Source organism: Pseudomonas salomonii, assembly GCF_900107155.1.
Taxonomy (GTDB): Bacteria; Pseudomonadota; Gammaproteobacteria; order Pseudomonadales; family Pseudomonadaceae; genus Aquipseudomonas; species Aquipseudomonas salomonii.
Genome location: NZ_FNOX01000013.1, coordinates 136,335 through 158,415 on the forward strand (window position 1 = coordinate 136,335; position 22,081 = coordinate 158,415).

The following is a 22,081-nucleotide window of genomic DNA, read 5'->3' on the forward strand; positions in this document are numbered from 1 at the left end:
TGTTAACGCTCAAATCGAATCTATCCAGTCCAACTAAACATTTAGCTATTTCTCACCTTCCAACAGGCCATTGCCTGTCACTGTGTAGTTAAACCGCTATCAATTTAATATCACTGCCAAAATATTAATTTTATTAGATATTTCGGTGCAACAGCGATGCATGTACAAAAGATCGCTCGGCGTATAAGTATTAAACAAAGAAAATACGAACAATCAGTAAATTTTTTTCACGCTACGAGCTGTAGGCTTTGTCCTACACTGTTTTCCGTACCCGCTGGGAGATAGGACGTGCCCAGGCAACAACACTATGGAGAGTTACCGATGGTCAACTGGCGCAATACACGACTCCCCAAACTGGAAGGTGAGAACAAGATCAGCACTATTTATGAGATGGTGATCAATCACACCTATGAGCTCGGGTTCCAATACTGCTCATTCACGATGAGCTCACAACAATCAGGCACTCAAACAAAACCCATTCACTTCAATAACTACCCAAGCGAATGGAACAACGTCTACAAACAAGCGCATTTCTTTGACATTGATCCGGTCGTCGCCCACTGCAAAAGCAGTGTGATGCCCATCGTGTGGGATGAAAAAACATTCAACACCACGCCGCACCTATGGTCGTTGGCCCAATCCTTTGGTGTGCATTTGGGGTGGACCCAGGCCGTTCACGACTTTCAAGGCGTGTTCAGCATGCTCACCCTGGGCCGCAGTAACGGCGAAGTCAGCCCGGAAGAGCTTTACGAGAAAGCCGGCCAGGTCCTCTGGCTTTGCCACGTGATGCACGCGGCGGTGGCACAAGAATATGCCGGAAAAACCAGCGTCACGGCGCCTTGCAAGTTGACGCCACGAGAAACAGAAATCCTCAGGTATTCAGCCTTGGGCAAGACGGCGTGCGAAATTGCCATGATCCTGTGCCTGTCGGAGCGCACCGTAGGCTTCCATATCAGCAGTTGCTTGAGAAAACTTGGGGTCAATAACAAGATTGCGGCCGTGCTTTGCGCCTCCAAAGCCGGGTTGTTTTAACCGCTGAAGAAACACCGCATGTAATCCCGCCGAAAAAAAAGTAACATTTACGGCCAATTCTGAGTGTTGATACGGCGCATGGGTGCCACTTCGTTGTTCACTCAGATGGTTGCGCCGGCCTCCCGTGCCCGCTGCCGCCCCATCGATGACCCAGAGCTCCCCCCGCCATGCCCCTGCTTGACAGCCCCTTCGCCCAGCTCGACCTGATTCGCCAGCCAGAGCAACACAATGACCCGTTGCAGGCCTTCGATGCCGCCGACGAGTACCTGCTCAGCTACCTGGCCGAGCAGCAGCCTGGCGCGGCAACCCGTGTACTGGTGCTCAACGACAGCTTCGGCGCCTTGGCGGCCAGCCTTGAAGGCCAGGTGCAGGTCACGTCCAGCGGCGACTCGTTTTTGGCGGCCCAGGGTCTGGAAAAAAACCTGGTACGCAACGGCAAGGCCTTTGATGCCGTGGCATTCGTGCCCGCCAGCCAGCTGCCGGCCGGGCCGTTCGACCGCGTGCTGATCCGCGTGCCAAAGACCCTGGCCCTGCTGGAAGAACAGTTGATCCGCCTGCAAGGGCAGTTGGCGCCAGGCGCTCAAGTCATTGCCGGCGCAATGATCAAGCACCTGCCACGGGCGGCGGGCGAGTTGCTGGAGCGCTATATCGGCCCGATGCACGCCTCCCTCGCCATGAAAAAAGCCCGTTTGCTGATCGCCACGGCTGAAGACCGCCCGGCTGCCGTCTCGCCCTACCCTACTCGCTACACACTAGACACACCGGCCATCGAGCTGTTGAACCACGCCAATGTATTCTGCCGCGAAGGCCTGGACATCGGCACCCGCGCCTTCCTCCCGCACCTGCCAACCAACCTCGGCAGCGCGCGCGTCGCGGACCTGGGCTGCGGCAACGGCGTGTTGGCAATTGCCAGCGCCCTGCAAAACCCCGACGCGCAGTACACCCTGGTGGATGAGTCCTACATGGCCGTGCAGTCAGCGGCCGAAAACTGGCAGGCCGCCTTCGGTGCGCGCGAGGTCACCGTACGCGCCGCCGATGGCCTCGCGGGCCAGGAACCGCAATCTTTGGACGTGGTGCTGTGCAACCCGCCGTTTCACCAACAACAGGTGGTCGGCGACTTCCTGGCCTGGCGCATGTTCCAGCAGGCGCGCGAAGCCCTGGTAGTGGGCGGTGCCCTTTATATCGTCGGCAACCGCCACCTGGGTTATCACAGCAAATTGGCGCGTTTGTTCCGTGGCGTTGAACAAGTCGCCGCCACGCCGAAGTTCGTCATTCTCAAAGCCCGCAAATAAAAAAGCCCTCGTAGCGAGGGCTGGAAAACCGGGCCGCGAAGCCCGGATCGGGATATCAGTGAGTGGTCAGGCCGGCCGCATTCATGAACATGCGCATCAGGCTGGCCACGACGAACAGGGCCAGCACGCTGCCGGTCCAGATCATCGCCAGCCACCCCAGGCGCCGCCACAGCGGCTGTTTCTCGGCCTGTTCAATCTCGTGTAACGAAGGTTTGCCGGACATACAACGACCCTCCTAGTGGTAGCCGTCTTCGTGGGTGACCTTGCCGCGGAACACGTAGTAGCTCCAGAAGGTGTAGCCCAGGATAAACGGGATGATGAACAACGTGCCCACCAGCATGAAGCCCTGGCTCTGCGGCGGTGCGGCAGCGTCCCAGATCGACACGGAAGGCGGAATGATGTTCGGCCACAAGCTGATACCCAAGCCACTGTAGCCGAGGAAGATCAGCACCAGCGTCAGCAGGAACGGCGTGTAGTGCGCATTACGTGCCACCGCGCGGATCAAGCCGTACATGGTCACCAGCACCAGGATCGGCACCGGCAGGAACCAGAACAGGTTCGGCAGGGTGAACCAGCGCGAAGCGATTTCCGGGTGCGCCAGCGGCGTCCACAAACTGACGATGCCGATCACTGCCAGCACCACAAAGGCCAAGGGCCGCGCCAGGTTGTGCATCTGCTCCTGCAACTTGCCTTCGGTTTTCATGATCAGCCAGGTGCAGCCGAGCAAGGCATAGGCAACCACCAGTGCGACGCCGCAGAACAGGGTAAATGGCGTGAGCCAATCCAGCGAACCGCCGGCAAACTGGCGATTCACCACCGGAATGCCATCGATAAACGCCCCCAGCGCCACGCCCTGGAAGAACGTCGCGGCGATGGAGCCACCGATAAACGCCTTGTCCCACAGGTGACGCTTGTCGTCCTTGGCCTTGAAGCGGAACTCAAAGGCCACGCCCCGGAAGATCAGCCCGATCAGCATCAGGATCAGCGGCAGGTACAGCGCCGACAGCACCACCGAATAGGCCAGCGGGAACGCGCCAAACAATGCCGCGCCACCGAGTACCAGCCAGGTTTCGTTGCCGTCCCATACCGGTGCGACGGTGTTCATCATCACGTCACGGTCGACTTTGCCAGGGATAAACGGAAAGAGGATGCCGATGCCCAAATCGAAACCGTCCATCACCACGTACATCATGATGCCGAAGATGATGATCACGGCCCAGATCAGCGGAAGATCAATACCCATCTCAATTCCCCTTGTGCTGGATGTGGGCGTGGTCGTCGTCGCTGCCGTCATCGGCGGCGGACAACGGACGGGCCGGTGTACGTTTCTGGCCAGGGCCGCCATGGGTCGGCTCGCTGCCTTCGTGGGTCTGCGGACCTTTGCGCACCAGGCGCATCATGTAGCCCAACCCGGCGCCGAACAGTGCGAAGTACACCACCACGAACAACACCAGCGTGATGGTCATCTGCGCCAGGCTATGCCCGGAGGAAGCATCCGCCGTGCGCATCAACCCATAGACCACCCACGGCTGTCGGCCGATTTCGGTGGTGAACCAACCGGCAAGAATCGCGATCAGGCCGGACGGGCCCATCCACAACGCCAGGTACAGGAACGGCTTGGACGTATACATCTTGTCGCCCCGGCGCAGCCACAGGCTGAACAGACCGGTGAAGATCATCAGGAAGCCCAGGCCGACCATGACCCGGAACGACCAGAACACAATGGTCGAATTAGGACGGTCTTCAGGCGGGAACTCCTTGAGCGCCGGCACCTGTTTGTCCAGGGAGTGGGTCAGGATCAGGCTGCCGAGGTACGGAATCTCCACCGCGTATTTGGTTTTCTCGGCCTTCATGTCGGGCCAGCCGAACAGGATCAGCGGCGTCGGCTCATTGCCGATATTTTCCCAGTGGCCTTCAATCGCGGCAATTTTCGCCGGTTGGTGCTTCAAGGTGTTGAGGCCATGGAAGTCACCGATCACCGCCTGAATAGGCGCCACAATCAGGGCCATCCACATCGCCATCGACAGCATGGTGCGGATCGCCGGGTTGTCCTTGCCGCGCAGCAAATGCCAGGCTGCCGAAGAACCGACGAAGAACGCGGTGGCCACAAAGGCGGCCGTGGCCATGTGCATCAGGCGGTAGGGGAACGACGGGTTGAAGATCACCGCCAGCCAGTCGGTGGGAATCACCCGGCCGTCGATGATTTCAAAGCCTTGCGGGGTCTGCATCCAGCTGTTGGAGGCCAGAATCCAGAAGGTCGAGATCAGCGTACCGACGGCCACCATCACCGTGGCAAAGAAGTGCAGCTTGCGCCCCACCTTGTTCCAGCCGAACAGCATCACCCCGAGAAAACCCGCCTCAAGGAAGAAGGCCGTGAGCACTTCGTACGTAAGTAGCGGCCCGGTGACGGCACCGGCGAAGTCCGAAAAGCGACTCCAGTTGGTGCCAAACTGATAGGCCATGACCAGGCCCGAAACCACCCCCATGCCGAAGTTGACGGCAAAGATCTTCGACCAGAAATGGTAGAGGTCACGGTAGGTGTCGTTATGGGTCTTGAGCCACAAGCCTTCCAGCACCGCAAGGTAACTGGCCAGGCCGATGGTGATCGCCGGGAACAGGATGTGAAACGAGATGGTGAACGCGAATTGAATTCGGGCGAGATCTAGCGCCTCCAAACCGAACATAAGTCTTCCTCTGTCAGGTAATACCGGCTGCTGGCGGGAGCCTGCACCCACTGCCCCCACGGATATGGAGTGTGGCGAATTTCAATTCGTTTCTTTTTTTACCCATCACGTAGGGATTCTGGCCTTGCGGCCGCCAGACCAATCCCGGGGCCGGTTTTGATCTGGATCAAGCATTGCTGAAAGAGTAGCCCCATTTTCGGACGAAAGCCGTGTGGTTCATTGACGCGTGACAGGTTGCCTCAGCTCAGTTCTTGCAACTATTTGTTACAGCTTGATGCTAATCTGCCCGCTCCCTCTGCTCCTGACCTGACTTCCCGATGCCTAGTGAACCTGCGTTGCTGTTGCGTCACCACCGCCCTTTCATCGCGTTCTGGCTCGCGCGCATCTTCACCGCCAGCGGTTTCCAGATGCTTACTGTGGCCATCGGTTGGAACCTCTACCAACTGACCGGCAATGTGCTGGACCTGGGCTTGGTCGGCCTGGTGGAGTTTATTCCACGCGTGCTGTTCATGTTGCACACAGGCCACGTGGCCGATCGCTATGAGCGGCGCAAGGTCGCCGCCATCTGCCAGACCGTGCAGGCGTTGATTGCCTTATCCCTGGCCATCGGCGGGCTGACCGGCAACGTGACCCGCGAAATGATCTTCATCCTCGCCTTCCTGCTCGGCGCTGCACGCTCGTTTGAGATGCCCACCACCCAAGCGCTGCTGCCGAGCATCGTGCCCAGCGCGCTGTTCCCGCGTGCCGTGGCCTCGTCGCAATCGGCGCAGCAACTGGCCACCATTGTCGCGCCGGCGCTGGGCGGTTTGCTCTATGCGTTTGGCAGCGTGTGGGTGTATGGCCCAACCGTGGTGCTGTACCTGATCGCCTGCGTACTGACCCTCAACCTGCCCGCGCGCCAGACACCGCTCAATAAAGCCAAGGCAACCATGGATTCGCTGCTGGCCGGGATCCGCTTTATTCGCAGCCGCCCGGACATTCTCGGTGCCATCTCGCTGGACCTGTTCGCCGTATTGCTGGGCGGCGCCACGGCGTTGCTGCCGGTGTTCGCCAAGGACATTCTGCTGACCGGCGCCTGGGGGCTGGGCCTGTTGCGTTCGGCACCGGCGGTAGGCGCGTTGTTGATGTCACTGTGGCTGGCGAGGTTCTCGGTAGACCGGCATGTCGGGCGCGTGATGTTTACCGCCGTCGGTGTGTTTGGCGTGGCAACCATTGCGTTCGGCCTGTCGACGTCGTTCTGGTTCTCCCTGGCGGTATTGGTGGTGCTGGGCGCGGCGGACATGATCAGCATGGTGATCCGCGCTTCGTTCGTGCAGCTGGAGACCCCGGATGAAATGCGCGGGCGGGTCAGTGCGGTCAACGGCCTGTTTATCGGCGCATCCAACCAACTGGGCGAGTTTGAATCGGGGATTACCGCCCACTGGTTCGGCACCGTGCCCGCCGTGGTCATGGGCGGGATTGGTACGTTGTTGGTGACGGGGGTGTGGATCAAGCTGTTTCCGACCCTGGCCAACCGCGATCGGATGCATGTGCCGGTGGAAGAAACCAAGGCCTGAGCCACCGGTGAACCTGATGTTGAAATGCAGTCAATGTGGGAGCGGGCTTGCTCGCGAATGCAGTGTGTCAGTCACTGAATGTGTATCTGACACGCCGCATTCGCGAGCAAGCCCGCTCCCACATTTTGATCTTCTGTGGCTTGAAGACCGGGTTACAGCACCTTATCCAGGGTGATAGGAAATTCCCGCACCCGCTTGCCGGTGGCATGGTAAATCGCATTTGCCACTGCTGCCGCCACCCCTACAATGCCGATTTCACCCACGCCCTTGGAGCCCAGGGCGTTGACGATTTCGTCGTGTTCGTCGACAAAAATCACTTCAATGTCGCCGATGTCGGCATTTACCGGGATGTGGTACTCGGCCAGGCTGTGGTTCATGTAGCGCCCCAGCTGATGGTCGACCTGGGTCTCTTCATGCAGTGCCATGCCGATGCCCCAGACCACGCCGCCGAGGATCTGGCTGCGGGCCATTTTCGGGTTGACCACTCGCCCGGCGGCAATGGCGCTCACCACCCGACGCACCTTGATCGTGCCCAGGTCTTCGTCGACCTGAACCTCGACAAACACCGCCGAATGGGTCGCCGTCGCATAGCCTTCACGCTTTTTGTCCGGCTGGCTGTCAACCTGGACGGCTACTACCTCTTCGCCACTGTCCTTGACCAGTTGCGCCAGGGACACACTCACGTCCCCTGTGTGCAATTGGCCGTCTTCAAAGCGCACAGTTCCTGCGTCTTTGAACACCGGGTAAGTCTGCCGGGCAATCGCCAGCAGCTTGGCGTTCAGCGCTTGGCAGGCCTGCTGTACGGCTGTGCCGACGGACGAGACGGTAAACGAGCCGCCCTGTAACGGCGCCGTGGGTAACGACGAGTCACCCAGCAGAAAATGCACATCGGCCATCGCCACACCGCTGGTTTGCGCGGCAATCTGGGTCATCACCGTGTAGGTGCCCGTGCCGATATCGGTGGTGGCGCTGCTGACGGTCAATTGGCCTTGGGCATCCAACTGCGCCTTGGCGCTGGCCTTCATCTGCAGGGCTTCCCACACACCACCGGCCATGCCCCAACCGATCAACTGGTTGCCGTCACGCATGCTGCGCGGCTCGGGGTTGCGCTGGCTCCAGCCGAAGCGCTCGGCGCCTTCGCGGTAACACTCGCGCAGGGCTTTGCTCGACCAGGGTTTGTCTTCGTTCTGGTTGCGCTCGGCGTAGTTGATCAGGCGCAGTTGCACAGGGTCCATCCCCAGGGCGCAGGCCAGTTCATCCATCGCACATTCCAGGCCAATCACGCCCAGCGCGGCGCCCGGCGCGCGCATGTCCAACGGCGTGGACACGTCCAGGGGCACCAGTTTATAGGTCAGTTGCACGTTGTCGCAGTGGTAGAGCATGCCGCTCCACTCCACCACGTGCTCGCTGAAATCTTCGAAGCGCGAGGTCTGGCCAATCGCGGTGTGGCCCAACGCCAACAGGCGACCATTGGCAGCAGCGCCCAGTTGCAAACGCTGCAGGGTGCGCGGGCGGTAGCCGAACGTGAACATCTGTTGACGGGTCAAGGTGACGCGCACCGAACGCTTGAGCGCCAGCGCTGCCATCACCGCCAGCGGCAATTGATACTGCGGGCGCAGGCCCGAGCCAAAGGCACCGCCGACGAATGCGGCAAAAATCCTTACCTGGCTTTTATCCAGGCCGAAGACTTTTTGCACGTAGGCCTGGCAGTTCTGCGGGCCCTGGGTCTTGTCGTGGATATGCAGGGTGCCGTCCGGCTGATACAGCACGGTGCTGGCGTGGGGTTCCATCGGGTTGTGGTGCTCGATGGGCGTGCTGTAGTGCATATCCAGGCTGACGGCGGCGGCAGCCCATTCAGCCTGGAAGTTGCCCCGTGGCTTGGGCGGCGTTTGCGGCGAGGGGTGCGCCTGCTCCTGCAAGGCCGCAAGGTCAGTGGCAAATGCCTCGCTCGCGTATTCGATCTCGACCAGCGAGGCAGCGTGCCGCGCCAGTTCAAGGTTGTCGGCGATCACCAGGGCCAAGGGTTGCCCGTTATAAAGCACGCGGTTGTTATACAGCGGGCGAAACGGCGAGCCGTCGGCCGCATCGGCGTCGGCGAAAGCCTCATCGTAGCTGGCGAGTTTGGGGCGGTTCAGATGATCAAGCACGCTGACCACGCCCGGCAGCGCCAGGGCTTTGGACGCGTCGATCCGGATCACCCGGCCCTTGGCAATCGTGCTTGAGACAACACTGCCATGCAGCAAGTCGTTGCCTGGAAACTCACCGGCATAACGCGCCTGGCCGGTGACCTTGAGCAGACCGTCAACACGGTCCAGGGGTTTGCCGACGGCGGTCATGGGCGTTCTCCTGCGACAGCGGCGTCGCTCAGGGCACGGATAATTGCGCGGCGTGCCAGCTTGATTTTAAAGCGGTTGTGTTCCAAGGGTTCGGCGTCCTGCAGCAAGGCGTCAGCGGCCTGGCTGAAGGTTTCGCGGCTGACCGCCTGCCCGATCAGCGCGGCTTCCACGGCGCGATCGCGCCAGGGTTTGTGGGCCACACCGCCAAGGGCCAGGCGCGCATCGACGATGGTGTCGCCTTCCAGTTCCAGCGCGGCGGCAACGGAGACCAGCGCGAAGGCGTAGGACGCACGGTCACGAATTTTCAGGTAGTGGCTATGGTTGGCGAGACGGTCAGGCGGCAGTTCGATGGCGGTGATCAGCTCATCGTCGGCCAGCAGGTTGTCGCGCTCGGGCGTATCGCCAGGCAGCCGATGAAAATCAGCAAACTCGATCACCCGTGCACCGCCACGCCCTTCGACATGCACCCGCGCCTGCAGCGCTGCCAGGGCGACGCACATGTCCGAGGGATGGGTGGCCACGCAGTGTTCGCTGGCGCCGAGGATCGCATGGATGCGGTTCAACCCCGCGCGCGCCGGGCAGCCACTGCCAGGCTCACGCTTATTGCACGGCACGCTGGCATCATAAAAATAGTAGCAACGGGTACGTTGCAACAGGTTACCGCCGGTGCTGGCCATATTGCGCAGTTGCGGCGAGGCGCCCGCCAGGATGGCCTGGGACAGCAATGGGTAGCGCGCCTCGATCAGCGGGTGCCAGGCCAGGTCGGCATTGCTGACCAACGCGCCGATCATCACCCCGCCGTCGGCGGTCTCCTCTACGCCGTTGAGCGCCAAACCGGTGATGTCGATCAGGTGTTCGGGGCGGCTGATGTTTTCTTTCATCAAGTCCAGCAGGTTGGTGCCACCGGCAATAAACCGCGACGTCGCGCTGCTCAGGTGCACGGCTTCCTGCACATCGGCCGGCTTGCTGTACTGGAAGGGGTTCATTGGTCACCTCCCAGCACGACGTCCTCAATGGCATCGCGAATATTGCTGTAGGCCCCGCAGCGGCACAGGTTACCGCTCATCAGTTCCTGGATTTGCCCGGTGTTGTGGGCGCGGCCCTCATTGGCCAGGCCGACGGCGGAGCAAATCTGCCCTGGCGTGCAGTAGCCGCACTGGAACGCGTCATGCTGGATAAAGGCCTGTTGCATCGGGTGCAACCGGTCGCCGTCGGCCAGGCCCTCAATGGTGGTCAATTCGGCACCGTCGCACATCACCGCCAGGGTCAGGCAGGCGTTGATACGTTTGCCATCGCGCAACACCGTGCAGGCGCCGCACTGGCCGTGATCACAGCCTTTTTTGCTACCCACCAGATCCAGCTGTTCGCGCAGCAGGTCCAGCAAGGTGGTCCAGGGCAACACCTGCAGCTGGCGGTCTTGGCCATTCAGGGTCAGGCGTATCGGGTGGCTGACGAACGGTTGGGTCGTCGTGCCATTAGGGTTCGCGCTCATAAACACCTCACGGGTTGGTGCACTTCCGCGGCGTTCAGGAAAGTCGCCGTCTTAGGGCTACGACTTCCCGAGGTAGTGAGCGTTCAAGGGGATTGATCAGAGGATGTTGAACTCGAGTTTCAAGGTGTTTTGCGCGCCATTGATCGAGATATTGCTGTATTCGAACCAGCCCTGGGCCTGGACATTCAGGTCAAACACATAGATGTAGCCCATCACAGTGCCTGCGCCGTTACAGACTTCGCTGATGTTGCCCACCTGACACACCGGCGTGCGTTGCCCATTCAATTCGGCGCCATTGAAGCGCCCCATCGGGCTTTTGCCCAGGCCGACTTCCATCACCGAAACCCTGGTCTGCCCACGATGGGTGCACATCTGGGTGGTCGTCACGCCCGTGGGGATGATTTCCGTGCAACGTGCCGATTCGACCTTGAATACCCGCACCTCGCTCAAGGGCGGTGCAGCCGCGCCCCACGCCGGTGCCACGAGCCCCAGGCCGATTAAGGCGAACAGAGCTAGACTGCTGGCGTTGGCTTTTTTCATGCTGATAACGACCCTGTGTTTAACGTCGGCGCAGTATGCCTCAAGGCCAGATTCGAGAATACGCAGCCTATCCGCCACATCGCGTCGGCTGCTGGTATCATGCGCCGCTTTTTCCGATCCTCTCTGAAACCACAGGCGCTTGGCGCAGTTTGTGCTTTGACTTAGAGGTCAACAAATAACGACGCAAAATAGCGTCACAGGGAGCCGGCATGCTGGAAAAGCTGTTTCAACTCAAAGCACACAACACCAACGTGCGCACCGAGATTCTCGCGGGTATCACGACCTTTCTGGCCATGGCCTACATTCTGTTCGTGAACCCGAGCATCCTCGGCGAGACCGGCATGGACAAGGGCGCGGTGTTCGTCGCCACGTGCCTGGCCGCCGCCATCGGTTCGACCGTGATGGGCCTGATTGCCAACTACCCGATCGCGCTGGCGCCGGGCATGGGCCTCAATGCCTTCTTCACCTACACCGTGGTCCTGCACATGGGCCATACCTGGCAAGTCGCATTGGGCGCGGTATTCATTTCGGCGGTGTTGTTCTTCCTGCTGTCGATCTTCCGCATCCGTGAGTGGATCATCAACAGCATCCCGCTGCCGCTGCGTTCGGCGATTGCCGCCGGTATCGGCCTGTTCCTGGCGCTGATCGCCCTGCACAACGCCGGTATCGTGGTCAGCAACCCGGCCACCATGGTCGGCCTCGGCGATCTGAAACAACCGGCGCCGATCCTCGCTACCTTGGGTTTCGCGCTGATCGTGGCGCTGGAAGCCCTGGCGGTACGCGGCGCGGTGCTGATCGGCATCCTGGCGGTGACCATCGTGTCTATCGTGATGGGCTTCACTCCGTTCGGCGGCGTGACCTCGATGCCACCGTCCCTGGCGCCGACCTTCCTGCAACTGGATATCAAAGGCGCGCTGGATATCGGCCTGGTCAGCGTGATCTTCGCCTTCCTGTTCGTTGACCTGTTCGACAACTCCGGCACCCTGATCGGTGTGGCCAAACGCGCCGGCCTGATGGGCAAGGACGGCCACATGCCGAAAATGGGCCGTGCACTGATCGCCGACAGTACCGCCGCCATGGCCGGTTCGCTGCTGGGTACGTCGACCACCACCAGCTACATCGAGTCGGCTGCGGGCGTGAGTGCCGGTGGCCGTACCGGTTTGACCGCCATTGTGGTCGCCATCCTGTTCTTGCTGGCGTTGTTCTTCTCGCCACTGGCCGCCAGTGTTCCAGCATTTGCCACCGCGCCGGCGCTGCTGTTCGTGGCCGTGCTGATGACCCAGGGCCTGGCCGAAATCGACTGGGACGACATTACTGTTGCAGCGCCGGTGGTGGTCACCGCCCTGGCGATGCCTTTCACTTACTCCATCGCCAACGGCATCGCCTTCGGTTTCATCGCCTGGACCGCCATCAAGCTGCTTTCGGGCCGCTACCGTGAGCTGAACCCGGCACTGGTGATCCTGTCGATTCTGTTTGTGATCAAGCTGGGCTGGTTCAACGCATGACTTTTGACGCCACAAGCTACACCGCTCAACTGCAAGACAAGGTCACGCGCTTGCGTGACCTGTTGGCACCGTTCGACGCACCTGAACCGCAGGTCTTCGATTCGCCGCTGCAGAACTTCCGCCTGCGCGCGGAGTTCCGCCTGTGGCGCGAAGGCGGTGAGCGCCACTACGCGATGTTCTCCCAGGACGACAAACGCACGCCGATCCTGATCGAACAATTCCCGATCGCAAGCCAACGCATCAACCAGTTGATGCCGCAACTCAAAGCCGCCTGGCAAGCCAGCGCAGCCTTGAGCCACAAGCTGTTCCAAGTGGAGTTCCTGACCACACTGGCCGGCGACGCGATGATTACCCTGTGCTATCACCGCCCGCTGGACGAGCATTGGCACACTGCTGCGAACAAGCTGGCAGCGGACTTGAATGTCAGCGTCATCGGCCGCTCCAAGGGCAAGCGCGATGTGATCGGCCATGACTACGTGGTGGAAAAGCTCGAGGTCGGCGGGCGCACCTTCAGCTACCGCCAACCCGAGGGCGCGTTCACCCAGCCCAACGGCACCGTGAACCAGAAGATGCTCAACTGGGCCTATGAAGCCTTGGGCGATCGCCCGGATGATTTGCTGGAGTTGTATTGCGGCAACGGCAATTTCACCCTGCCACTGGCAACCCGTGTGCGTAAGGTACTGGCCACCGAAATCAGCAAGACCTCGGTGAATGCGGCCTTAAGCAACCTTGATGAAAACGCAGTGGCTAACGTCACCCTGGTGCGCCTGTCTGCCGAAGAGCTCACCGAGGCACTCAACGAAGTTCGACCGTTCCGCCGTCTGCACGGCATCGACCTGAAAAGCTACGAATTCGGTAGCGTCTTCGTCGACCCACCGCGCGCCGGCATGGACCCGGACACCTGCGAACTGACCCGACGTTTTGACAACATCCTGTACATCTCCTGCAACCCGGAGACGTTGGCGGCAAACATTGCGCAACTGCATGACACGCACCGGATTACCCAGTGTGCGATGTTTGACCAGTTCCCGTGGACGCACCATATGGAGTCCGGGGTGTTATTGACCCGCCGGTAAACTGTGGGAGCTGGCAAGCCAGCGACCACACCGGGTTTTCATGCATCTGTTGAATCACCGTTATCTACCGGCTCCTTGCGTGGCCGACCGCCTTTCTTGCCATTGGCTCGGGCGGCAGCGGTTTTGGCGGCGCTGCTCTTGCGACCGTTACGCGACGCTACCATGCTTGTTGCCAGGTCCATCAAGGGCTGGCTGGTGGCGATGAGGCCGGTGATCGACACGTCCAGATCCTGCGCCTCACAGCACAGCGCCTTGCCGCCAAAGCCGACCTCCAGTTGCTGAAAGTCCTCCAGGGAAAACCCTTCGAACTCCGGCAGCCCGGCCACCGGCAACATGACGCGGCTGCCGTCGCTGAAGCCGATGGAAATGCACTCGTGTTCATAGCGCACGTTGCTGGCATTGGCGTACAGACGTTTGAGCTTGCGCCCACGGGCGATTGCCTTATCGACATCGGCCTCAGTGAGCGGCTTGTAGGGCACGACTTTGGCTTTTACGATTTTTTTCATAAATCAATCTCCACAAAACCTGGTGCCCTGACCAGATTCAAAATTGTCTTCTGCCCCACAACATCGTGCCGGGCACGTGCAATCACATAAACACCGCGCTGAATGATCAACCCCGGCAATACCTCATCGGCGTCCCAATCCCAGGAATGATTCTCCAGGCAAACCGTTTGCAGTTTCTCCCACCAGATCCTGCGTGCCCGCGCCAGGTAATGCGGCTGCATGATCGCCTCGCGTATTTCCTTCAGGAGCGCAGTAGATGGCCGCCTGCGATCCGGCTCCACATCCCACAACTCCACGTCTGCATCCACAAAGCTGAAACGAAAACGCGCATCCCATGCCATGCCCCTCACATGAACGTGGGGCGGGCAGTGTTCATCCCGCAAAAACACTGAAATCACATATCCCTTGTAAGCACCTACTTTCATCGTAACCCATCCGTTAGGTTATTTTCCGTCAGGTAACAATTTTTCCGTGGCACCCGACAACCGGCTCCATCCTTGCGAAGCTGTTTCACAGATTAGTAACGACGAACAACCCCGCGAACACGGGGTTGTAACCACTCATGCCGACGGCTGGAAATACCCTGCCAACGCCCGCAAGTCCTGCTCGTTCAGCAACCCCGCGTAATACTTCAACTGAATCCGCGCCAGCCAATACCCATGCTGTGCGTTGATTTTTCAATCGATAGTGAATTTGATGCTGCGGGGTATGCCTGCGAATAAGCGTTCGATAATCGAACACATCAGCCGCCTTCAATTGACCAAATTAACCATTCGGTACATTTTATCCACACAACCAATAATAAGTGTGGAGATACCCTTTATGCCGCCCATCGTGCTGGTGCTCAACGGCCCCAACCTCAACCTGCTCGGCACTCGCGAGCCTGCTACCTACGGGCATGAAACCCTGGCCGACATCGCCGCACTGTGCGGCCGCAGCGCGGAAAACCTCGGGTTGAAAATCGAATTTCGCCAGACCAACCACGAAGGTGAACTGCTCGACTGGATCCACGGTGCCCGCGCCCGTTGCGCCGGTATCGTGATCAACCCGGCGGCCTGGACCCACACCTCCGTAGCGATTCGCGACGCACTGGTGGCCAGTGAAGTGCCGGTGATTGAAGTGCATTTATCCAATGTGCATGCGCGCGAGGCGTTCAGGCACCACTCGTTTGTGTCGCCCATTGCCAAGGCGGTGCTTGCAGGCTTTGGCAGCCATGGTTATCACCTGGCGCTGGAACACTTCAGCCACAGCCTCAAAGGATCCGCCCGATGAAACCGCGCATCCTCGCCGGCCTGATCGGCGCCGGCATCCAGGCCTCCCGCACGCCCGCCCTGCATGAACAGGAAGGCGACGCCCAAGGCTTGCGCTACCTGTATCAGTTGATCGACCTGGAAGCCCTGCAACTGAACATCAACGCCCTGCCCGACCTGCTGGACGCGGCCGAGTTGATGCACTTTACCGGCTTGAACATTACCTACCCGTGCAAGCAGGCAGTGCTGGCGCTGCTCGATGAATTGTCTGACGAGGCGCGAGGCATTGGCGCCGTCAATACCGTGGTGTTCAAGGATGGCAAGCGCATTGGCCATAACACGGATTGCCTGGGGTTTGCCGAAGGTTTCCGGCGCAACTTGCATGATGTCGCGCGCGAGCGCGTCGTACAGATGGGCGCCGGCGGTGCGGGCGCAGCAGTGGCCCATGCGTTGCTGGCCCAAGGCGTGCAGCACTTGAGTATTTTTGATGTGGACATGACCCGCGCCCGCGACCTGGTGGATAACCTTGCGCAGCGCTTTGGTGCCGGTCGCGCCCAGGTTGGCAACCAACTGGAGAACGCGATGGCCGAGGCGGATGGCTTGGTGAACACCACGCCCATGGGCATGGCCAAGCTGCCCGGCACGCCGGTGCCGCAGGCGCTGTTGCGAGCCGAACTGTGGGTCGCGGAAATCGTGTATTTCCCGCTGGAAACCGAACTGCTGCGCGACGCCCGCGCCCTGGGTTGTCGCACGCTGGACGGCGGCAATATGGCGGTGTTTCAGGCGGTGAAGGCGTTTGAACTGTTCAGTGGCGAGGCGCCGGATGCGCAGCGAATGCTGGCGCACTTTCAGAGCATGAATGGCTGACTGCCGAAACCGAAATCAAAAAATGTGGGAGCTGGCTTGCCTGCGATAGCGATTCAACAGTCACTATTGATGTGACTGGCACACCGTCATCGCAGGCAAGCCAGCTCCCACACTGATTGCATTCCAGATTGGGAGTCGGTGGGTTCAAGCCTGCAGGTACCGCATCACCGACTCACAAATCATCTCCCGATGCCGCTGTTTAATCGCCTCATCCGACAGCTCGATCTGAAAAATCTCACTGAACGTATGGCGGTTGGACACCCGGTAAAAGCTGAATGAGTTGATCAGCAGGTGCACATCCAGCGGTTCCAAGCCCTCGCGAAACACCCCCATCTCGGCGCCCCGCCGCAATGTGGCGCCCAGCGCTTCGAGGATGTTGCTGTTCATCGCCTTGATCGAATCCGAGCGCTTCACGTATTCCGCGTTGTGGATATTTTCGATGCTGACGATGCGCACGAAATCCACGTTCTGGTCGTGGTGATCAAAGGTGAACTCCACCAGCCGGCGGATCGCTTCACGCGGTTCAAGGGCCGTGAGGTTCATGCGGGTTTCGGTGTTGCGGATGTCGCCGTAGAGTTTTTCCAGCACCTCGACGTACAACTGCTCCTTGCTGCCGAAGTAGTAATAGATCATGCGCTTGGAGGTGTGGATACGCTCGGCGATCGCATCCACGCGCGCGCCGGACAGGCCCTGCTGAACAAACTCGACGATGGCTTCCTGCAGGATGTTTTCGCGGGTCTTTTCCGGGTTGTTCTTGCGACTCTTGCGCGGTGTGTCTGACACAGCGGAGAGGTCGGGGGTCAGGGTCATGGTGCGCTCACGGCCATTTGTGTTGTGCAAACGGCGATTATGGGCCGAGGCGCTTCCCGAAGGAAGCACCTGCCCGGCCGTTATAAACGCGCCTGACGTGCCGCGCCGCTGCGCGATTTGGCCATCGCGGCCAGGCGCACCGCCACATTGGCCGCGCCATACCCGGCGTAGCCGTTCTTGCGCTGGATGATCTCAAAGAAAAACCGCCCTTCGAACGCCTCGGTGTACACATGAAACAACTCACCGCCCTGGGCATCACGGTCGTACAGCACGTTGTAGTACGCCAGTTCGCTGAGGAACTCATCGTCGAAATCAAACCGTGCGGCCAGGTCGTCGTAGTAGTTGAGCGGGATATCCAGTAACGGCACACCGGCTGCTTTGGCGCGGCTGACCTCCGCGAAAATATCTGCGCAGTCAAAAGCAATGTGGTGCACGCCCGAACCACGATAACTCGACAGCGCGTGGGAAATTGCCGTGTTGCGGTTCTCGGAAATATTCAACGGCAAGCGGATCGAACTGCACCGGCTGCGCAACGCTCGGCTTTTCACCAGGCCATAAGGGTCGGGCAGCACCACTTCATCATCGGCTTCGAAATCCAGCAGGCTCTTATAGAACAGCACCCAACTGTCGAGGCTGTCGGCCGGCAAGGCCATGGCCATATGGTCGATGCGCAGCAAACCGCCGCTGGACGCCGTTGCCGCTTGCAAGTTGAAGTCGGTGTCGTACAGCGCACCCTCGGCAGGGTCCACCAGATAAATCAGGCTGCCATCCGGCGCACGTACCGCCGCCAGCTCCAGCTCGTTAGGCCCGACCAGCCCGCGATACGGCTGGCCTTTGTAGGCCACGGCCCGCTCCAGCGCCTTGGCGCTGTCCTTGACCCGAATGGCCGTGGCGCACAACGACGGGCCGTGGGCTTCGAAAAAGTTGTGGGCGAACGAATAGGGTTCACAGTTGAGGATCAGGTTGATATCCCCCTGGCGCAACAGGCTCACACTCTTGGAGCGGTGCTGCCCAGCCTTGACGAACCCCAGGCGTTCCAGCCAGTGGGTCAGCTTGGCGCCGAGGCTTTCGTCCACGGCAAACTCGAGGAATTCGATACCGTTGTATTCGCTGGCCGCCGGGGTATCAAACAGAATCTCGACGGGCTGGGCCGGCGCCTCCTGCTTGAGGCGTTCACGGGTTTTCTCTTCCAGGTACAGCAGCGAACGCAAGCCATCCGCCGCATTCGCGCGGGTCGGCGCGGCGCGGAAACCGTCGTTGAAAATCTCCAGGGACAACGGCCCGGTGTAGCCACTTTTGATGATCGGCGCGAGAAAACCTGCCAGGTCAAATTCGCCCTGCCCCGGGAAACAGCGGAAATGCCGGCTCCACTCCAGCACATCCATGGCCAGGACCGGCGCGTCGGCCATTTGCACAAAGAAGATTTTGTCGCCGGGGATGTCGGCAATGCCGCTAGGGTCGCCCTTGAGCGACAAGGTATGGAAGCTGTCGAGCAACACGCCCAGGCTTGGGTGATCGACCTGACGCACCAGGTTCCACACCTGCTGCCAGGTGTTCACATGCTTGCCCCAGGCCAGTGCTTCATAACCAATGCGCAAACCACGGCGGCCGGCGTGCTCGGCCAGCAAGCTGAGGTCATCGAGCAAAATGCGTTCATCGCCCACGCAATCTGCCGAGGCATTGCTGCACACCAGCACCAGGTCGGTGCCCAGCTCCTGCATCAAATCGAATTTGCGCTCGGCGCGTTCCAGGTTGCGCGCCAGGCGGTCGCGGCGGCATCCTTCAAAGTCGCGGAACGGCTGGAACAAGGTGATGGCAATGCCCAGGTCGGCGCACATCTGCCTAACTTCCCGCGGGCTGCCGTCGTAATACAACAGGTCGTTCTCGAAGATCTCCACCCCGTCGAACCCGGCAGCGGCGATGGCTTCGAGCTTTTCCGGCAGGGTGCCGCTCAAGGAAACGGTGGCAATGGAACGTTGCATGGGGCGACTCCCGGAGTTGTTATTTGCAGCAAATTATTGGCCCCTAGCCTACACGCAGCAATTAAAATGTACGAACCGGTTAGTTTTTTGTGCGATTACCGAACACTATGCCCTGTTGGCGAATTGACGACTTTTTAACCACTGCGCACCATCGAACCTGCACCAAGACCCAGAACACACCATAAAAATTTCAAAAACGGGTACGACCTCATGCCTTCGCAAAACTCCGCTCTGGCCGCGCGCCCGGGCAACCCGCACGCCGGCATCGGCGACAAGATCCGTGGCGCCATGGCCGTGGGTAAAACGCGCTGGGGCATGCTGGCCCTGGTGTTCTTCGCCACCACCCTGAACTACATCGACCGCGCCGCCCTGGGCGTGATGCAACCGATCCTGGCCAAAGAGATGAGCTGGACGGCGATGGACTACGCCAACATCAACTTCTGGTTCCAGGTCGGTTATGCCATCGGTTTTGTGCTGCAAGGCCGGCTGATTGACCGCGTGGGCGTCAAGCGCGTGTTCTTCTGCGCCGTGCTGCTGTGGAGCCTGGCCACCGGTGCCCACGGCCTGGCCACCTCGGCGGTGGGCTTTATGGTCTGCCGCTTTATTCTCGGGCTGACGGAAGCCGCCAACTACCCGGCCTGCGTCAAGACCACGCGCTTGTGGTTCCCGGCCGGTGAGCGCGCAGTGGCCACCGGCATCTTCAACGCCGGCACCAACGTCGGCGCGATGATGACCCCAATGCTGCTGCCGTTGATTCTGCACGTGTGGGGCTGGCAGGCGGCGTTCCTGTGCATGTCGGCACTCGGCGCGATCTGGCTGGTGTTCTGGGGGTTGAAGTACTACAACCCGGAAGACCACCCGACGGCCAAACAATCCGAATTGGACTACGTGCAACAGGAAGCCGAACCCGAGCAACCGAGCGTGCCGTTCAGCCGCATCCTGCGCATGCGCGGCACCTGGGCCTTCGCCCTTGCCTACGCCATGACCGCGCCGGTGTTCTGGTTCTACCTGTATTGGTTGCCGCCGTTTTTGAACCAGCAATACAACCTGGGCATCAACGTGACCCAGATGGGCATTCCGCTGATCATCATTTACCTCACCGCCGACTTCGGCAGCGTGGGTGGCGGGATTCTGTCGTCATTCCTGATCGGCCGCGGGATGAATGCGATCAAGGCGCGGCTGTTGTCGATGCTGCTGTTTGCCTGCTGCATCGTCGGCGTGATCATGGCTGCCGGCTCCAGCCAATTGTGGGTCGCAGTGTTCGCCATCTCCCTGGCGATCGGCGCACACCAGGCCTGGACCGCCAACATCTGGAGCCTGGTGATGGACTACACGCCCAAGCACATGATGAGCACGGTGTTCGGTTTCGGCGGCATGTGCGCGGCCATCGGCGGCATGTTTATGACCCAGATCGTCGGGCACATCCTTACCGTGACCAACAACAACTACACCCTGTTGTTCACCCTGATCCCGGCGATGTATTTCATTGCGCTGACCTGGATGTACTTCATGGCGCCGCGCAAGATTCCCACAGTCGACGTGTAACTCACCGCCGCCGCTGCTGCCAGGCAGCGGCCAGCCCGCTCATGCAGATCACCCCGATGCCGACCACCGTGGTCACATCGGGGGTATGGCTGAACACCAGCCAACCCAACAACCCCGCAAACACGATCTGGCAATAGCCGAACGGTGCCAGCAAGGCCGGCGCCGCGAAGCGGAACGCCTGGGTCAACATCAAGTGCGCCGTCATGCCGCAGCTGCCCAGCGCCAGCATCAAGCAGGCATGCCACAGCGTCGGGACCTGCCAGAAGAACGGCACCAACGCACTCATCACCAAGGTATTGCACAGCCCGGCGAAGAAGTTACTGGTGGTCGGTGTGTCGTATTGGCTGAGGATGCGCGTGAGTAATTGGTAGAAACAGAAGAACATCGCCGAACACAGCGGCAGCAACACCGCAGGCGTGAACAACTCACCGCCGGGGTGGATGATGATCAACACACCGACAAACCCGCAAATCACCGCCAGCCATTGGCCACGCGTGACGTGCTCGCCGAGCAAAGGCACCGATAGCGCCGTCACCAGGATCGGTGCCAGGAAGTTCACCGCCGTGGCTTCCGCCAACGGGATGTAATGCAGTGCCGCAGTAAAAAACAGACTCGTGCCCAACAGGCACAACGCCCGCACCACCTGCATGCCCGGCCGCTTGCTGCGCAGCACCCGCAAGCCGGATTGCGGCAGGAAAATCCCGGCCATCAGCAAGGTGTGCACCAGGTAACGCGCCCACACCACCATTACAATCGGGTAAAACCCGGCCAGGTATTTGGACAGGGCGTCGTGGCTGGAGAACAGAAACGTCGCCAGCACAATCAGCAGGATGCCTTTGAAAGGATGGTTGACGCCGGAAAGCGGTGTGCTGACAGTCATTGAATTCTCTTGCATGGTGGGCTGAACGCTTTGGCACTCAACCCGGTAATCTAGCAGTCGGGCTTGCGTCTGCCCCAAGAGCATAACCAAACACCGTGCGAACAGCGCACTAAATCACGGGTTTCGAGTCCAACGCTGCACGTTCACCGTCGCGTTGCACCCTTTTTAACCAAGGCCATGTCGCTATGAAAAAAACACTCTTTGTTCTTTCTGCCCTTGCCCTGCTCACCGCGTGTAACAAGGAACCCAAGGAAGCCCCAAAGCCCGCCCCCGCCTCCGTGCAAGCCACGCTGGTGCCGGCAACCCCACCGACCGATAAATGGGTCGGCAAATGGATCGGCGTCGAAGGCCTGAACCTGACCATCGCCAAGGACGACAGCATCGGCCGTGGCCACTACCTGCTTACCATGAAATACGGCCTTGATGCCGACGACTCCGGCACCTTCAAAGGCGAAGCCAATGAAGACGGCATCAGTTTCACCCGCCCGGACGGCCCGCAACAGTTGAGCGCCGGCGACGGTGAAGCCACGGGCCTTAAATGGCTGGCAGATAAAAAAGACTGCCTGGTCGTCGATACCGGCGAAGGCTACTGCCGCGACTGAGGCGGCAAACCTGACATAACTTTCATCTGGCGCCCCTGCCGACACGGCCTGACAGCAGCGATACTAGGCAGCTCTCGTTGCTTGTCGGACAGCCGGGCTGGCGCCATGCCCCTGCACCAACAACAC

Annotated in this window: 22 protein-coding genes; 9 read left to right on the top strand and 13 right to left on the bottom strand. The window is 60.2% G+C overall.

Annotated elements, in window-relative coordinates:
- Window positions 1-321 precede the first annotated feature (321 nt).
- Together BLV67_RS26345 and BLV67_RS26350 are read left to right on the top strand one after the other, a co-directional pair.
- Entirely contained in the window at window positions 322-1,032 is a 711-nt protein-coding gene (locus BLV67_RS26345) for a helix-turn-helix transcriptional regulator (RefSeq protein ID WP_065911134.1), read from the top strand.
- Between the two features lie 167 nt (window positions 1,033-1,199).
- A complete protein-coding gene (locus BLV67_RS26350; protein ID WP_069786475.1) occupies window positions 1,200-2,324 on the top strand; it encodes a methyltransferase in 1,125 nt (374 codons plus the stop codon).
- Window positions 2,325-2,379: 55 nt separating this feature from the next.
- Here the strand turns inward: BLV67_RS26350 and BLV67_RS26355 are convergent, their stop codons facing one another.
- The 3 genes from BLV67_RS26355 to BLV67_RS26365 are packed head-to-tail and all read right to left on the bottom strand — an operon-like array spanning window position 2,380 to window position 5,008.
- On the bottom strand, window positions 2,380-2,547 hold the full coding sequence (locus tag BLV67_RS26355; protein ID WP_010206690.1) for a DUF2474 domain-containing protein: 168 nt from the start codon (window positions 2,545-2,547) through the stop codon (window positions 2,380-2,382).
- Between the two features lie 12 nt (window positions 2,548-2,559).
- Window positions 2,560-3,567 (bottom strand): cytochrome d ubiquinol oxidase subunit II, encoded by a 1,008-nt coding sequence (gene cydB, locus BLV67_RS26360; RefSeq protein ID WP_056858218.1) that lies wholly within the window; start codon window positions 3,565-3,567, stop codon window positions 2,560-2,562.
- A 1-nt stretch (window position 3,568) separates the two neighbouring features.
- The gene (locus BLV67_RS26365; protein WP_065911132.1) at window positions 3,569-5,008 is read right to left on the bottom strand and encodes a cytochrome ubiquinol oxidase subunit I; all 1,440 of its coding nucleotides are present in this window, start codon (window positions 5,006-5,008) and stop codon (window positions 3,569-3,571) included.
- Between the two features lie 317 nt (window positions 5,009-5,325).
- On the opposite strand from BLV67_RS26365, the gene BLV67_RS26370 reads away from it, so the two are divergent.
- A complete protein-coding gene (locus BLV67_RS26370) occupies window positions 5,326-6,564 on the top strand; it encodes an MFS transporter (RefSeq protein WP_069786474.1) in 1,239 nt (412 codons plus the stop codon).
- A gap of 152 nt (window positions 6,565-6,716) precedes the next feature.
- On the opposite strand, the gene BLV67_RS26375 is transcribed toward BLV67_RS26370, so the two are convergent.
- The 4 genes from BLV67_RS26375 to BLV67_RS26390 all read right to left on the bottom strand — a co-directional run bounded on the left by BLV67_RS26375 (window position 6,717) and on the right by BLV67_RS26390 (window position 10,932).
- Window positions 6,717-8,900 carry a xanthine dehydrogenase family protein molybdopterin-binding subunit gene (locus BLV67_RS26375; RefSeq protein ID WP_069786473.1) on the bottom strand — a complete coding sequence of 728 codons (2,184 nt, stop codon included), beginning with the start codon at window positions 8,898-8,900 and terminating at the stop codon, window positions 6,717-6,719.
- On the bottom strand, window positions 8,897-9,886 hold the full coding sequence (locus BLV67_RS26380) for an FAD binding domain-containing protein (RefSeq protein ID WP_065911129.1): 990 nt from the start codon (window positions 9,884-9,886) through the stop codon (window positions 8,897-8,899). The genes BLV67_RS26375 and BLV67_RS26380 overlap by 4 nt, the downstream gene beginning before the upstream one ends.
- Window positions 9,883-10,392 (bottom strand): (2Fe-2S)-binding protein, encoded by a 510-nt coding sequence (locus BLV67_RS26385; protein WP_069786472.1) that lies wholly within the window; start codon window positions 10,390-10,392, stop codon window positions 9,883-9,885. Before BLV67_RS26385 ends, BLV67_RS26380 begins: the two co-directional genes overlap by 4 nt.
- Window positions 10,393-10,488: 96 nt before the next feature.
- On the bottom strand, window positions 10,489-10,932 hold the full coding sequence (locus tag BLV67_RS26390; protein ID WP_069786471.1) for a DUF4879 domain-containing protein: 444 nt from the start codon (window positions 10,930-10,932) through the stop codon (window positions 10,489-10,491).
- A gap of 209 nt (window positions 10,933-11,141) precedes the next feature.
- Here BLV67_RS26390 and BLV67_RS26395 point away from each other — a divergent pair, with 209 nt between their 5' ends.
- On the top strand, window positions 11,142-12,437 hold the full coding sequence (locus BLV67_RS26395) for an NCS2 family permease (protein ID WP_065911126.1): 1,296 nt from the start codon (window positions 11,142-11,144) through the stop codon (window positions 12,435-12,437).
- Complete coding sequence (gene trmA, locus BLV67_RS26400) at window positions 12,434-13,513, top strand: tRNA (uridine(54)-C5)-methyltransferase TrmA (RefSeq protein WP_065911125.1); 1,080 nt, start codon at window positions 12,434-12,436, stop codon at window positions 13,511-13,513. Before BLV67_RS26395 ends, trmA begins: the two co-directional genes overlap by 4 nt.
- A 38-nt stretch (window positions 13,514-13,551) precedes the next feature.
- Here trmA and BLV67_RS26405 read toward each other — a convergent pair whose 3' ends face one another.
- From BLV67_RS26405 to BLV67_RS32720, 3 genes are all read right to left on the bottom strand, one after another.
- The gene (locus BLV67_RS26405; RefSeq protein WP_069786470.1) at window positions 13,552-14,019 is read right to left on the bottom strand and encodes a DUF2442 domain-containing protein; all 468 of its coding nucleotides are present in this window, start codon (window positions 14,017-14,019) and stop codon (window positions 13,552-13,554) included.
- On the bottom strand, window positions 14,016-14,444 hold the full coding sequence (locus BLV67_RS26410) for a DUF4160 domain-containing protein (RefSeq protein WP_065911123.1): 429 nt from the start codon (window positions 14,442-14,444) through the stop codon (window positions 14,016-14,018). Before BLV67_RS26410 ends, BLV67_RS26405 begins: the two co-directional genes overlap by 4 nt.
- Before the next feature lie 85 nt (window positions 14,445-14,529).
- Window positions 14,530-14,760, bottom strand: coding sequence for a hypothetical protein (locus tag BLV67_RS32720; RefSeq protein ID WP_141722699.1), 231 nt, complete (start codon window positions 14,758-14,760; stop codon window positions 14,530-14,532).
- Between the two features lie 81 nt (window positions 14,761-14,841).
- Between BLV67_RS32720 and aroQ the strand changes: the two genes are divergently transcribed.
- Both aroQ and BLV67_RS26420 read left to right on the top strand, forming a co-directional pair.
- Window positions 14,842-15,291, top strand: coding sequence for a type II 3-dehydroquinate dehydratase (gene aroQ / locus BLV67_RS26415; protein WP_056858207.1), 450 nt, complete (start codon window positions 14,842-14,844; stop codon window positions 15,289-15,291).
- Window positions 15,288-16,136, top strand: coding sequence for a shikimate dehydrogenase (locus BLV67_RS26420; protein WP_069786469.1), 849 nt, complete (start codon window positions 15,288-15,290; stop codon window positions 16,134-16,136). Before aroQ ends, BLV67_RS26420 begins: the two co-directional genes overlap by 4 nt.
- A gap of 144 nt (window positions 16,137-16,280) precedes the next feature.
- Here the strand turns inward: BLV67_RS26420 and BLV67_RS26425 are convergent, their stop codons facing one another.
- Both BLV67_RS26425 and quiC read right to left on the bottom strand, forming a co-directional pair.
- Entirely contained in the window at window positions 16,281-16,946 is a 666-nt protein-coding gene (locus BLV67_RS26425) for a TetR/AcrR family transcriptional regulator (protein ID WP_056862012.1), read from the bottom strand.
- An 80-nt stretch (window positions 16,947-17,026) separates the two neighbouring features.
- Window positions 17,027-18,928, bottom strand: a complete 1,902-nt coding sequence (quiC, locus tag BLV67_RS26430) for a 3-dehydroshikimate dehydratase QuiC (RefSeq protein WP_017139331.1) — start codon at window positions 18,926-18,928, stop codon at window positions 17,027-17,029.
- A 210-nt stretch (window positions 18,929-19,138) separates the two neighbouring features.
- On the opposite strand from quiC, the gene BLV67_RS26435 reads away from it, so the two are divergent.
- A complete protein-coding gene (locus BLV67_RS26435) occupies window positions 19,139-20,473 on the top strand; it encodes an MFS transporter (protein WP_065911121.1) in 1,335 nt (444 codons plus the stop codon).
- Window position 20,474: 1 nt separating this feature from the next.
- Here BLV67_RS26435 and BLV67_RS26440 read toward each other — a convergent pair whose 3' ends face one another.
- The gene (locus BLV67_RS26440) at window positions 20,475-21,353 is read right to left on the bottom strand and encodes a DMT family transporter (protein WP_065911120.1); all 879 of its coding nucleotides are present in this window, start codon (window positions 21,351-21,353) and stop codon (window positions 20,475-20,477) included.
- Window positions 21,354-21,538: 185 nt separating this feature from the next.
- Between BLV67_RS26440 and BLV67_RS26445 the strand changes: the two genes are divergently transcribed.
- Window positions 21,539-21,955 carry a membrane lipoprotein lipid attachment site-containing protein gene (locus BLV67_RS26445; RefSeq protein WP_065911119.1) on the top strand — a complete coding sequence of 139 codons (417 nt, stop codon included), beginning with the start codon at window positions 21,539-21,541 and terminating at the stop codon, window positions 21,953-21,955.
- Window positions 21,956-22,081: the final 126 nt, after the last annotated feature.

What these genes read in the sequence shown, in the direction of transcription:
- BLV67_RS26345 (WP_065911134.1), top strand. Translation starts at nt 322, where the DNA reads ATGGTCAACTGGCGCAATACACGACTCCCCAAACTGGAAGGTGAGAAC.
- BLV67_RS26350 (WP_069786475.1), top strand. Translation starts at nt 1,200, where the DNA reads ATGCCCCTGCTTGACAGCCCCTTCGCCCAGCTCGACCTGATTCGCCAG.
- BLV67_RS26355 (WP_010206690.1), bottom strand. Translation starts at nt 2,547, where the DNA reads ATGTCCGGCAAACCTTCGTTACACGAGATTGAACAGGCCGAGAAACAG.
- cydB (WP_056858218.1), bottom strand. Translation starts at nt 3,567, where the DNA reads ATGGGTATTGATCTTCCGCTGATCTGGGCCGTGATCATCATCTTCGGC.
- BLV67_RS26365 (WP_065911132.1), bottom strand. Translation starts at nt 5,008, where the DNA reads ATGTTCGGTTTGGAGGCGCTAGATCTCGCCCGAATTCAATTCGCGTTC.
- BLV67_RS26370 (WP_069786474.1), top strand. Translation starts at nt 5,326, where the DNA reads ATGCCTAGTGAACCTGCGTTGCTGTTGCGTCACCACCGCCCTTTCATC.
- BLV67_RS26375 (WP_069786473.1), bottom strand. Translation starts at nt 8,900, where the DNA reads ATGACCGCCGTCGGCAAACCCCTGGACCGTGTTGACGGTCTGCTCAAG.
- BLV67_RS26380 (WP_065911129.1), bottom strand. Translation starts at nt 9,886, where the DNA reads ATGAACCCCTTCCAGTACAGCAAGCCGGCCGATGTGCAGGAAGCCGTG.
- BLV67_RS26385 (WP_069786472.1), bottom strand. Translation starts at nt 10,392, where the DNA reads ATGAGCGCGAACCCTAATGGCACGACGACCCAACCGTTCGTCAGCCAC.
- BLV67_RS26390 (WP_069786471.1), bottom strand. Translation starts at nt 10,932, where the DNA reads ATGAAAAAAGCCAACGCCAGCAGTCTAGCTCTGTTCGCCTTAATCGGC.
- BLV67_RS26395 (WP_065911126.1), top strand. Translation starts at nt 11,142, where the DNA reads ATGCTGGAAAAGCTGTTTCAACTCAAAGCACACAACACCAACGTGCGC.
- trmA (WP_065911125.1), top strand. Translation starts at nt 12,434, where the DNA reads ATGACTTTTGACGCCACAAGCTACACCGCTCAACTGCAAGACAAGGTC.
- BLV67_RS26405 (WP_069786470.1), bottom strand. Translation starts at nt 14,019, where the DNA reads ATGAAAAAAATCGTAAAAGCCAAAGTCGTGCCCTACAAGCCGCTCACT.
- BLV67_RS26410 (WP_065911123.1), bottom strand. Translation starts at nt 14,444, where the DNA reads ATGAAAGTAGGTGCTTACAAGGGATATGTGATTTCAGTGTTTTTGCGG.
- aroQ (WP_056858207.1), top strand. Translation starts at nt 14,842, where the DNA reads ATGCCGCCCATCGTGCTGGTGCTCAACGGCCCCAACCTCAACCTGCTC.
- BLV67_RS26420 (WP_069786469.1), top strand. Translation starts at nt 15,288, where the DNA reads ATGAAACCGCGCATCCTCGCCGGCCTGATCGGCGCCGGCATCCAGGCC.
- BLV67_RS26425 (WP_056862012.1), bottom strand. Translation starts at nt 16,946, where the DNA reads ATGACCCTGACCCCCGACCTCTCCGCTGTGTCAGACACACCGCGCAAG.
- quiC (WP_017139331.1), bottom strand. Translation starts at nt 18,928, where the DNA reads ATGCAACGTTCCATTGCCACCGTTTCCTTGAGCGGCACCCTGCCGGAA.
- BLV67_RS26435 (WP_065911121.1), top strand. Translation starts at nt 19,139, where the DNA reads ATGCCTTCGCAAAACTCCGCTCTGGCCGCGCGCCCGGGCAACCCGCAC.
- BLV67_RS26440 (WP_065911120.1), bottom strand. Translation starts at nt 21,353, where the DNA reads ATGACTGTCAGCACACCGCTTTCCGGCGTCAACCATCCTTTCAAAGGC.
- BLV67_RS26445 (WP_065911119.1), top strand. Translation starts at nt 21,539, where the DNA reads ATGAAAAAAACACTCTTTGTTCTTTCTGCCCTTGCCCTGCTCACCGCG.